The sequence below is a fragment of the Rhizobium centroccidentale genome, assembly GCF_030182565.1.
Lineage (GTDB): Bacteria > Pseudomonadota > Alphaproteobacteria > Rhizobiales > Rhizobiaceae > Rhizobium.
On sequence record NZ_JAQJCG010000006.1, the window covers coordinates 253,437 to 265,225 of the forward strand.

10 protein-coding genes are annotated in these 11,789 nt (G+C 60.5%); 8 read left to right on the forward strand and 2 right to left on the reverse strand.

What is annotated here, in order from left to right:
• Positions 1-87: 87 nt before the first annotated feature.
• From PH562_RS11220 to PH562_RS11240, 5 genes are all read left to right on the forward strand, one after another.
• Positions 88-1,194, forward strand: coding sequence for a CobW family GTP-binding protein (locus tag PH562_RS11220; RefSeq protein WP_285173026.1), 1,107 nt, complete (start codon positions 88-90; stop codon positions 1,192-1,194).
• The gene (locus PH562_RS11225) at positions 1,194-2,183 is read left to right on the forward strand and encodes a WD40 repeat domain-containing protein (RefSeq protein ID WP_285173027.1); all 990 of its coding nucleotides are present in this window, start codon (positions 1,194-1,196) and stop codon (positions 2,181-2,183) included. The genes PH562_RS11220 and PH562_RS11225 overlap by 1 nt, the downstream gene beginning before the upstream one ends.
• A gap of 77 nt (positions 2,184-2,260) precedes the next feature.
• Positions 2,261-3,076, forward strand: a complete 816-nt coding sequence (gene cysE, locus PH562_RS11230) for a serine O-acetyltransferase (protein WP_285173028.1) — start codon at positions 2,261-2,263, stop codon at positions 3,074-3,076.
• A 324-nt stretch (positions 3,077-3,400) separates the two neighbouring features.
• Positions 3,401-5,029, forward strand: a complete 1,629-nt coding sequence (locus tag PH562_RS11235) for a phospholipase C (RefSeq protein ID WP_285173030.1) — start codon at positions 3,401-3,403, stop codon at positions 5,027-5,029.
• Between the two features lie 19 nt (positions 5,030-5,048).
• Complete coding sequence (locus tag PH562_RS11240) at positions 5,049-6,431, forward strand: cytochrome-c peroxidase (RefSeq protein ID WP_285173032.1); 1,383 nt, start codon at positions 5,049-5,051, stop codon at positions 6,429-6,431.
• A gap of 56 nt (positions 6,432-6,487) precedes the next feature.
• On the opposite strand, the gene PH562_RS11245 is transcribed toward PH562_RS11240, so the two are convergent.
• Both PH562_RS11245 and odc2 read right to left on the reverse strand, forming a co-directional pair.
• A complete protein-coding gene (locus PH562_RS11245; RefSeq protein ID WP_285173033.1) occupies positions 6,488-7,078 on the reverse strand; it encodes a GNAT family N-acetyltransferase in 591 nt (196 codons plus the stop codon).
• A 167-nt stretch (positions 7,079-7,245) separates the two neighbouring features.
• Entirely contained in the window at positions 7,246-8,379 is a 1,134-nt protein-coding gene (odc2, locus tag PH562_RS11250; RefSeq protein WP_015341148.1) for an ornithine/lysine decarboxylase, read from the reverse strand.
• Between the two features lie 528 nt (positions 8,380-8,907).
• Between odc2 and PH562_RS11255 the strand changes: the two genes are divergently transcribed.
• The 3 genes from PH562_RS11255 to PH562_RS11265 all read left to right on the forward strand — a co-directional run bounded on the left by PH562_RS11255 (position 8,908) and on the right by PH562_RS11265 (position 11,657).
• Positions 8,908-9,801, forward strand: coding sequence for a LysR family transcriptional regulator (locus tag PH562_RS11255; protein WP_285173036.1), 894 nt, complete (start codon positions 8,908-8,910; stop codon positions 9,799-9,801).
• A 90-nt stretch (positions 9,802-9,891) separates the two neighbouring features.
• A complete protein-coding gene (locus PH562_RS11260; protein ID WP_165915217.1) occupies positions 9,892-10,551 on the forward strand; it encodes a DUF1007 family protein in 660 nt (219 codons plus the stop codon).
• Positions 10,545-11,657: a nickel/cobalt transporter gene (locus PH562_RS11265; protein WP_285173037.1), complete on the forward strand. Its 1,113-nt coding sequence runs from the start codon at positions 10,545-10,547 to the stop codon at positions 11,655-11,657. Before PH562_RS11260 ends, PH562_RS11265 begins: the two co-directional genes overlap by 7 nt.
• Positions 11,658-11,789: the final 132 nt, after the last annotated feature.

The following is an 11,789-nucleotide window of genomic DNA, read 5'->3' on the forward strand; positions in this document are numbered from 1 at the left end:
AGCCTTTGAACTGGCGTCTCCAACTCCTTATATGGAAGCCGACCAATGTCTGCTCCCCGGGGCAACCTTCCATATTTCGAGGCTCCCATGACCGAAACAGCCACGCAAAAGCCCGTTCCCGTCACCGTTCTCACCGGCTATCTCGGCGCCGGCAAGACGACGCTGCTCAATCGCATTCTTTCCGAAAATCACGGCAAGAAATACGCCGTCATCGTCAACGAATTCGGTGAGATCGGCATCGACAACGACCTCATCGTCGAGTCGGACGAAGAAATCTACGAAATGAACAATGGCTGCGTCTGCTGCACCGTGCGCGGCGACCTGATCCGCGTCGTCGAAGGCCTGATGCGCCGCCCTGGCCGCTTTGACGGTATCATCGTCGAAACCACCGGCCTTGCCGATCCGGTTCCTGTCGCCCAGACCTTCTTCATGGACGACGATGTCCGCGCCAAGACCGAACTCGACGCCGTCGTAGCACTCGTCGACGCCAAGCACCTGCCGCTGCGCCTCAAGGACAGCCGCGAGGCTGAAGACCAGATCGCCTTTGCCGACGTCGTCGTCATCAACAAGTCCGATCTCGTCTCTCCGGAAGAGCTGGCTCAGATCGAAGATATCGTGCGCGCCATCAACCCGGCTGCCCGCGTCTATAAGACGACCCGCTCCGGCGTCGAGCTTGCGCGCGTGCTGAACCAGGGCGCCTTCAACCTGGAACGCGCACTGGAAAACGATCCACATTTCCTCGAGCACGGCCACGAGGATCACGTCTGCGGCCCGGATTGCGATCATCACCATCACGACCATGATCACGATCACCACCATCATCATGACCATGATCATGATCATCACCACCACGATCACGACCATCACCACCACGCCCCGTCGCCGATCCACGACGTGACCGTGCAGTCCGTTTCGCTGCGCGGCGGCGAAATGAACCCGGAGCGCTTCTTCCCCTGGGTTCAGAAGGTCACGCAGACGCAAGGCCCGAATATCCTCCGTCTCAAGGGCATCATCGCTTTCAAGGATGATCCGGAACGCTACGTCGTCCAGGGCGTGCACATGATCATCGAAGGCGATCATCAGCGCCCCTGGAAGGACGGCGAGAAGCATGAAAGCCGCCTGGTGTTCATCGGCCGCGAGCTCGACCGCGAAAAGCTGGAAGTCAGCTTCAAGGCGTGCGAGGCGTCCGCCTGATGCCGACTGTCGCTCCGCTTGATATCGACGGCCACGTTCTGGCTGTCGAATTTTTAGGTGACACCCCAATCTTCGCCAGCGCCGCCGGCGCGATCCACCGCCTGGAAGGCGGCGAGAAGATCACCGAAGCTCATCATGGGATGCTGACCTGCATCCGCGACCCCCATAGCGAGAGCCTGATTTCGGGCGGCGAGGATGGCAAGGTCCTGCGGATCGCATCCGACGGCAGCACGACGGTACTGGCCGAAGCGCCACGCAAATGGATCAGCCAGCTTGCCGCCGGTCCGCAGGGCGCCGTCGCCTACTCCTATGGCAAGAGCACTTTCGTGCGGCTCTCCGACGGGACGACGAAAGAGTTTCCGGAAGAACGCACCGTCGAAGGCATCGCCTTCGCTCCCAAGGGCCTGCGCATTGCGGTTGCCCGCTATAACGGCGTATCCCTGCACTGGGTCGGCATGAGCGCCCAGCCGGTCAATCTGGAATGGAAGGGCGCCCACACGAGCGTCACCTTCTCGCCGGATGGTCAGTTCATCGTCACGACCATGCAGGAAAATGCGCTGCACGGCTGGAAGCTGGATACGAAGCCCGGCACTGAGGCCCGCCATATGCGCATGACCGGCTATCCCGCCAAGGTGAAGTCGCTCTCCTGGTCCAACAAGGGCAAATGGCTTGCCTCGTCGGGCGCACCGGCCGCGATCGTCTGGCCCTTCCAGGGCAAGGACGGCCCGATGGGCAAAGCGCCGCTGGAGCTCGGCACCCGCGCCAACATCATGGCAACTTCAGTGAAATTCCACCCCGTCGAGGATATTCTCGCCATCGGTTTCATCGATGGTATGATACTGGCGGTGCGCATCGGTGACGCCAAGGAAGCGCTCTTGCGCCGGCCGGGCAAGGGTGCGATCACATCGATGAGCTGGAGCAAGTCCGGCAAGCTACTCGCCTTCGCCTCCGAAGCCGGCGATTGCGGTGTTGTGGATATCTCCGGTTAAAGCAATTCCAGGAAAAGTGCGCAGCGGTTTTCCGTCCGGAATTGCGTGAAAACAATGAGATGCAGAAAGACAGGATCATGCCTCAGTCAGGAACGGCAATCGCCGAAAATTCTCCTGCCCTAGCCGAAAACGTCTGGGACGTGACCCGCTGCGAAGCCGCCGAACTGGCGGCGCGCGAGCCGACGCTTGCACCGCTGCTGCAGGCGCAATTGCTTGCCGGAAGCTCCAATGCCAAAAGCCTTGCCAACGTGCTGGCCGCCCGGCTCTGCGTCGTCAGGATCGAGCATGGTGACATGCTTTCGCTGCTGTCCGACGTGTTGGCGCGATATCCCGCCATCCTGCGGGCAACCGAAGCGGACCTCGTCGCGGTGCGAACCCGCGACCCCGCCTGCACCACCTACCTGCACGCGCTTCTCAATCTGAAGGGCTTCCACGCCTTACAGACGCACCGCATCGCCCATGCGCTCTGGACGGAAGGCCGCAAGGAAATTGCGAGCTGGCTCTCCAATCTCGTCTCGCTCGTCTTCGGCCCGGATATCCATCCGGCGGCGAAGATCGGCACCTCGATCATGCTCGACCATGGCTCCGGCATCGTCATCGGCGAGACTGCCGTCATCGAAGATGAGGTCTCCATCCTGCAGAACGTCACGCTCGGCGGCACCGGCAAGGAAAGCGGCGACCGTCACCCGAAGATCCGCCACGGCGTGATGATCGGCGCCGGCGCCAAGATCCTCGGCAATATCGAAGTCGGCGCCTTCAGCAAGGTTGCCGCCGGCAGCGTCGTGGTGAAGCCCGTGCCGCCGCATTGCACCGTTGCAGGCGTCCCGGCTGTGGTCGTCCGTATTCACCGGGCCGACGAGATCCCGGCCGAGACGATGGACCAGAATATCTGATTTCACCTGAATGAAGGACTGTGGCTACCTCATGCTGAGGAAGCCCAAGGGCCGTGTCGAAGCACGAGGAGGGTGAGGAAACACCCCGCTGGCAGTCCGTGACATAAGGTAGCACTGTAAACGCTCCGGACAGGCGTCTCGTACCGTTCTGCATCCAGCACAGCAGAATCAAGTGCTTGCCGGAGATGCCATATCAATGACGCAATCGCCTGTCCGCGCCCTTCATGGAACTGTCATACTCCATTGATAGCTCGAAAGGGTTCTCTAAGCTCGGCGTGGCGCAAATGCGCCGGAGCAATGCCCCCACTCGAAGAGGATATGATGATGACCCGTCTTTCACGTCGCGCCGCCCTTGTCGCCGGCAGCGCGCTTGGCCTTGTTTTGCTCTGTTCCGCCTCCGGTGCCGCTGACCTAAACCCGGCTCCGAATACCGCGACCCCCATCAAGCATCTTGTCGTGATCTTCCAGGAAAACGTCTCCTTCGACCATTATTTCGCGACCTACCCCAAAGCCGCGAATGTCGACGGCGAGCCGGCATTCAAGGCGGCCGACAACACGCCGACAGATATCAACACGCTCGCCAATGCCGGCCTTCTCGATACCAATCCGAACAAGACCAACACGGCAAACGGCGCCGATGCGGCAGCCCCCTTCCGGCTCGATCGTACGCAGGCGGCAACCCAGTCACAGAACCATGGCTATACCGCCGAACAGGCCGCCTACAACAACTTCGCCATGGACCTTTTCCCAGCCAATACCGGCCGTGGCACCAAGGGTGCCGCTGGCGCATTCGGAACCAAGGGCCAGGTCATGGGCTATTATGACGGCAACACCGTCACGGCCCTTTGGAATTATGCCCAGCACTATGCGCTGAACGACAATTCCTTCTCCACCAATTTCGGCCCCTCGACCCCCGGCGCGCTGAACCTGATTTCCGGTCAGACCAATGGCGCCATCCTGCCGCCCGGCTATACGCTGGAAAGTGACGGCACCTATTCCAAGGGCCGCATCGTGCCCGACGGCAATGGCGGCTGGACCGCGATCAGCGACTTCGATCCGACCGGCGACGTCTGCTCGGTCGGGCAGACGGCACTGATGTATGGCAAGAACATTGGCGACATGCTGAACGAGCACAAGATCACCTGGGGCTTCTTCGAAGGCGGCTTCGACCTCTCGCTAACCAACCCGGACGGCACGACGGGCTGCAAGCGCGCGACCACGTCGACCGTCACCAAGGTCAACTACAGCGACTACATTCCGCATCACCAGCCGTTCCAATATTATGCCTCGACCGCCAACCCGACGCATGCACGCCCGTCTTCCGTGGCAGCCATCGGCACGACCGATGCGGCAAATCACCAGTACGACGTGACCGACTTCTATGCGGCACTGAAGAACGGCAACATGCCGACGATCAGCTTCCTGAAGGCGCCCGCCTATCAGGACGGCCATGCCGGATATTCCGACCCGCTCGACGAACAGGAATTCGTAACTGAGGTGGTCAACACCGTTCAGAATTCGCCGGATTGGAAGGACACCGCCGTCATTATCCTCTACGACGATTCCGACGGCTGGTATGACCATGCCCACGCTGTCGTCAATCCGTCGAAGCTCCCGGTCAAGGGCTACGACGTCCTGAACGGCGACAGCTGTTCCACCGGTACTGCCCTGCCTGGTGTCAACGGCCTGCCGGCGCAGGGACGTTGCGGTTATGGCACACGCCAGCCGCTGCTCGTCATCTCGCCCTATGCCAAGGTCAACTTCGTCGACCATACGCTGACCGACCAGACCTCCGTCATGCGTTTCATCGAAGACAACTGGATGGCCGGCGCCCGTCTCGGCGGCGGTTCCTTCGATGTGCTCTCGGGCTCGCTGAACACCATGTTCGACTGGTCCAAGGGTGACGCGCCAAAGCTCATCCTCGATCCGAAGACCGGCAACCAGGCATCGTAAATCCATAAGGGAGACGGAAATGCCCCTGACCTACCGCCGTCTCCTGTCGCTCCTCGCGCTCGCGGGCCTCTCGCTCGCGGGTGCGGCTGTCGGCATGGCAAACGAACCGGCCGCCAGTGCTTCGACAACTGATGGCTATGATGACCGGGTACCGCTGAGCGCGGTGGCCCAGCTCGGCAAACGATTGTTCTTCGATCAGTCGCTCTCCGGCGGCGGCGAGATATCCTGCGCCACCTGCCATGATCCGGCCAACCACTATGCGCCGGCCAATGGCCTCGCCGTCCAGCTCGGTGGCCCGCATCTCGATCGGCCGGGCATTCGCGCGGTGCCGAGCCTCGCCTACAAAATGTCGACGCCTTCCTTCTCGATCGGAGAAGAGAGCGCTGCCGACGAAGCGGCGGAAGCCTCGCCGATGACCGAAGCATCGGGTGTGGCTCTCGCCAATGCCCCCGCCGCCGTCACCGGCCCGCTGACCGCCCAAGCGGTCGTCAAGGCCGAAGCGGCAGCCGCAGTAAACCTCGTGCCGCAGGGCGGCATGTTCTGGGATGGGCGCGTCGATTCGCTGGAGGAACAGGCCCTGCAGCCGATGATCTCGCCCTTCGAAATGGCGAATGCCGATGCGGCCACCATCTATGCCAAGCTAAAAGAGAGTTACGGCAAGGAGATTTCGGCGCTCTTCGGCGACAATATCCTCAACGATCAGGACATGACGATCTCCGAGATCAGCTTCGCGCTCGCCCGCTATCAGATGGAGGAAAACTCCTTCCATCCCTATACCAGCAAGTACGATTACTATCTGCGCGGCAAGGCAGTGCTGACGGATGCGGAAGCGCGGGGTCTGAAACTGTTCGACGATGCGAACAAGGGCAATTGCGCCTCCTGCCACCTCGACAAGATGACCGGCGATGGGCAAATGCCGAACTTCACCGATTTCGAGTTCGAGGCGCTCGGCGCACCGCGCAATCCGGCCATTCCAGCCAATGCCGATGCGCATTACTACGACACCGGCATTTGCGGACCGCTGCGCAACGACACCTATTCCGCCCAGCAGCAGAATTGCGGGCTGTTCAAAACGCCGACGTTGCGCAATGTCGCTACCCGTCACGTTTTCTTCCACAATGGCGTCTACCGCACACTGGAGGATATCACCCGCTTCTACGTCAAGCGCGATACCAATCCGGCGGAAATCTATCCGAAGGATGCAAGCGGCAAGGTGCTGAAATATGATGACCTGCCGGCGCAGTATCAGGCCAACATCGACGTCATCGACGCGCCGATGAACCGCAAGCCCGGCGATACCCCGGCGCTCAGCGACACCGAGATCGCCGATGTCGTCGCTTTCCTGAAAACGCTGACGGATGGATACGATCCGGTAAGGGACAGTGTGAAGGCAGCCAAATAAAAGGCCTCCGTCCGGACGGGCGGAAGCCTTATGATACTTTGGGATGTTCGGGCGCTTTATGCAGCCTTTGCTATCGGCGGCTGGGCCAGTTTGCGGCCGCTGGCGACAATCAGGCCGGCAGCACTGTCGAGCCAGCCATCCTTAAGCTCGAGAGCCAGGAAACGATCCCGCTGAAATGGGCCCGGCATGACAAGGTGGCGCGTCTTTGCGGCAAAGAAGCCGAAACGCTCGTAGTAAGGCGCATCGCCGACGAGCAGGATCGCGCCATGACCGCGCTTTTTGGCTTCCAGGATGGCGGCGCGCATCAGCGCCGAGCCGATGCCCTTGCCTTCATAGGCGGGATCGATCGCCAGCGGACCGAGCAGCAGCGCGTCGACCGGACGCGTTTCGCGATCGACACCGGCTTCGACGTTCCAGAGGCGGACCGTGCCGATGACATGGCCGGCGCGATCACGCGCGACCAGTGCCAAGCCCTCGGCCGGAACACGGCCCTGGCGCAGCTTTTCCGACGACTTCTTGCGGCGGTCGGGACCCATGGCGCGATCCAGCAGGTTTTCGCGCGCAACGACATCGCCTGCATTTTCCAGGTCGAGAGTAAATGTGGACGGCGCAAAGAATGCGCGGACAGAATCAAGAACAGCGGCCATCTTGGCCTCCCGTGCCCAATACCGTTATCAGCGGTGGTGACGAACTATTGTGAGGGTGCCGCCCCGGCTGGCTACGGGAGCGGCGATATCGGACTCAGCCGGCGCTGAGATTTTTCCTTGGCATGATCTGATCCGAAAACCGCTTCGCACTTTTCGGGATACATGCCTTAGATAATGTAAGCCTTCAGAGGATCGAAACCGTTGAACGCCACAGCCGAGTAGGTCGTGGTGTAGGCGCCGGTGCCTTCGATCAGGACCTCGTCGCCGATGGTGAGCGACACCGGCAGCGGATAGAGGTTCTTCTCATAGAGCACGTCGGCCGAATCGCAGGTCGGGCCGGCGATCACGCATGGCTCCATCTCGTCGCCGTCGCGCGTCGTGCGGATCGGGTAGCGGATCGCCTCGTCCATGGTTTCGGCCAGACCGCCGAACTTGCCGATGTCGAGGAAGACCCAGCGAGCGGCGTCGTTGTCCGACTTCTTCGAAATCAGGACGACTTCAGCCTTGATCACGCCGGCATTGCCGACCATGCCGCGGCCCGGCTCGATGATCGTGTGCGGGATCTGGTTGCCGAAATGGGCGCGGAGAGATGCAAAGATCGCCTTGCCATAGGCTTCGGCCGAGGGAACGTCGCGCAGGTACTTGGTCGGGAAACCGCCGCCCATGTTGACCATCTGCAGGTGGATGCCCTGCTTGGCGAGCGAGACGAAGACGCGCTTGGCATCGGCAAGAGCATCGTCCCAGGCATCGACCTTAGTCATCTGCGAGCCGACGTGGAAAGACACGCCGTAGGATTCCAGACCCAGCTGATGCGCGTAGACGAGAACGTCGACGGCCATCTGCGGGACGCAGCCGAACTTGCGCGACAGCGGCCATTCCGCACCTTCGCCATCGGTCAGGACGCGGCAAAACACGCGGGCGCCGGGCGCGGCACGGGAAATCTTCTCGACTTCCTCGTGGCTGTCGACGGCGAAGAGGTTGATACCAAGTGCATGCGCACGGGCGATATCGCGCTCCTTCTTGATGGTGTTGCCGTAGGAGATACGCTGTGCGGTCGCGCCGGCATCGAGCGCCATTTCGATTTCGGCGACGGACGCGCAATCGAAGTTGGAGCCGAGGCTTGCGAGCAGACGCAGCACTTCCGGAGCCGGGTTGGCCTTGACGGCATAATAGATGGCGCTGTCCGGCATGGCATGACGGAAGGCGTGAAAATTGTCGCGGACGACATCGAGATCGACCACCAGGCAAGGACCGTCCGGACGTCGGGTAGCGAGGAAATCGCGAATACGTTGCGTGGTCATGTCAATTCCCTTTCAATTCCAAAGGCTCCGGGGAAAACCCAGAGGACAAAGGGCGACGCTCACTCGCTCAGGAACCAGCCGGTGGAGACCCCGGTACCGTGCAAATGCGCGAAGCGCGGATGATGAACCAGTGCCGCAAGCGGCGCTAATTCGCTTTGTCTGCCATGGATTGGAGGGAATATCCCAACCGCACTTCCGGCAATGAAGGTGTGCCTCTTCAGTATCCCCGGCTGATGGAAAGCCGGGAGAGAACAAAAAGGCCCGCACCGTCGTTGCTTCAGATGTCCTCGCATTTTTCGGTTGGCCGAAATAGCGACTGGAGGGGTTAGTTCCAGGTACCTTACCGATTTTCTCACCACATCGAGGATCGGCGGACACCCACGGGCACGTGCGACTTTGGGCTGATCGGGAAATAGGAATATTCGCCGTAATAATCAAGAAATTTTTTCAGCCATGCCCGAAAAAAATAATTGAACAAATCGGCCCGTTTTGTTCAACATCCAGAAACAGTTAACGGGAGGCTTCGCCATGGATACTTTGACCCGGATTCGCGCCTTTATCGACGTGGTCGAAGCCGAGGGATTTTCGGCAGCTGCCCGCAAGACCGGCCGCTCCAAGGCGCTGCTGTCGAAATATGTCCGCGAACTGGAAGACGAGCTGGGCGCGCTGCTCCTGAACCGCACCACGCGCCAGTTCTCCATGACGGAGGCCGGCCATACCTATTATCGTACCGCCTCCGATATCCTGAAGGAGATCGACAATCTCGCCGACCTCGTGCGTGAGAACAATCAGCAGCTCAAAGGTCGGCTGCGTGTTTCCGTACCGCGCACCTTCGTCGACGCCGATGTCGGACAATCGCTGATCGACTTCGCCAAGGAGAATCCCGATCTCTCGCTGGAAATCGCCGCCGACGACCGTTTCGTCGACCTGATCGAGGAAGGCTTCGATGTCGCCGTGCGCATCACTAAGCTCGAAGACTCCGGCATGATCGCCCGCAAGATCTCCGACTTCCGCATCCATCTCTGTGCAACGCAAGCGTTCCTCGATCGCTATCCGACGCTGGAGCATCCGACCGATCTGGCGCAAGTGCCCTTCATCATCGATACCAACACCCGCTCGCAGGGCAATATCCGCTTCGTGGATGCCGACAGCACCACCTTCAACGTCGCCATCAACGGCACGCTCGAAGTCAACAGCCCGCATGCGACTCTGCGCGCGGCTCTCGCCGATCTCGGCGTCGCCATCATCCCGGATTTCATTGGCCGCAAGGCAATCGAAAACGGAGAGCTGCTGACACTGTTCAACGATTATCTGCCAACCGATCGCGGCATCTATGCCGTCTATCCACATCGCCGCTACCTCCCGGCAAAGGTGCGTATCTTTGTGGACTACCTGCACAACTGGTTTCGCAAGAACGGCTGAACGGGCAAGGTTGCCTGGCCGGTCCCAATTCCGTCTCATTTCCTGACCAGAAAACGAAGTGAATCAATGCTCGCGAAATCTATCGGACGCATGAGAAAATCCACGACCGCCTATGCTGTTGCCCTCACCGGCGGCCTGTTGCTTGCGCCGGCCGCAGCATCGGCGCATCCGCATATTTTCGTGGAAGCCCGTCTGGAAGTGCTGGCCGGCGCGGATGGCAATGTGCACGAACTGCGCAATGTCTGGCGGTTCGACGAAGTGTTCTCCTCCTCCGTCCTCATGGATTTCGACAAGAACACCAATCTGAAACTCGATCCCGACGAGCTGAAAGAGGTTGGCAAGACGGTGCGCGAGTCTCTGGCAGACTACGATTATTATGCGAACCTGACGCTCAACGGCAAAGTGATCAAGGTGAACAAGCCCGATGTCATCAATGTCGACTTCCGCGACGGCCAGCTGCTGATGTTCTTCGCCGTCAAGCCGGCCGAGCCGATGCCGCTCGCCAAGGGCAACACGCTGAGCTTCGGTATCTACGACCCGACGCTCTATACCTCGATCGATTTCCCGAGCGACAATGAATTGGTGACAGAGGGCGACGCCTTCAAAAGCTGCACACATAAGGTCGTCCGGCCCAATCCGGATGAGGTCATCGCCGAGAACAAGTCCACCTTGACGGATGCCTTCTTCAACGATCCGACGGGAACGACCATGTCGAAGCTCTTCGCAACGCGGATAGATGTGCAATGCTGATTTCTAGGTTAGGGAAGCTTGTGCCAGCCGTAGCTATCGCCCTTTTGGCGGCAGCCAGTTTTGGCCATGCCGCTGGCTCGCCGCTCGGCATCGGCACGGCCGAGCCGAGTTTCCAGCCGATGGGCGGGCCGCTTGCGCCGATCTTCCTCTATGTGAACTACGAGCAGCAGGCTTTCTATCGTGCGCTCACCAAGTCCATCGAAGCCATGCGCCAGGACCCATGGCAGCTCTGGACGCTGATCGGCCTCTCCTTCGCCTATGGCATCTTCCATGCCGCCGGCCCCGGCCACGGCAAGGCGGTGATTTCCTCCTACATGGTCGCCAATGAGATCGAGCTGAAACGCGGGATCGGGATTTCCTTCGTCTCGGCGCTCATTCAGGGGCTCGTCGCCGTCCTTGTCGTCGGCGCCGCCTACTTCGTCCTGCGCGGTTCCGGCATCACCATGACGATGGCGACCAACGCCATGGAGATCACCAGCTTCGTCATGGTCATCCTCTTCGGCAGCTGGCTCTTGTTCCGCAAGCTGCGGGCGATGATGCAGAGCCGGGCACAGCGTCAGGAAATGCAGCTTGCGACATCGGCCGGGCCAATCAGCCTCTCGCTGTTCGAGGGAGCAGCTACAGGCACGGATTCAGCAAGAGGTTTTGCGCGCAGCAGCACCACTATGCCCGCTGCCGGCGGCTATCAATGCTATGATCCCGCCCATGCGACCGGCGACGGCGCTTACTGCGAGACCTGCGGCCACGCCCATCTTCCCGATCCGAAGATGTTGTCGAACGAAAAATTCAGTGCCCGCGAGGCATGGTCCGCCATCGCCGCCGTCGGACTGCGCCCCTGCTCGGGCGCACTGCTGGTCATGACCTTTTCGATGCTGAACGGGCTCTATCTCGGCGGTCTGCTGTCCGTGCTGGCCATGTCGATCGGCACGGCGCTCACCGTCTCGCTGCTTGCCATCATCGCCGTCTTCGCGAAAGGCACCGCCGTCCGCTTCACCGGCAAGGGCTCGAGACTTTCGGTTTGGGTGAGCAACGGCATCGAAATTCTCGGCGCGCTACTCGTCATCTGCACAGGCGTCATCCTGCTCGGCGCCTCGCTGCAGAACTGAGCGATTTCCGGAAGAGTTCGGGAGAGCCTTACGTTAGAGCGTTTCATGTTTTGTTTGAAGCGTATCCTGCATTGACAAGATAATTGGTGCACTCGTCTGGACTGATTGTCTGGACGAGTGAGCCGAGATATC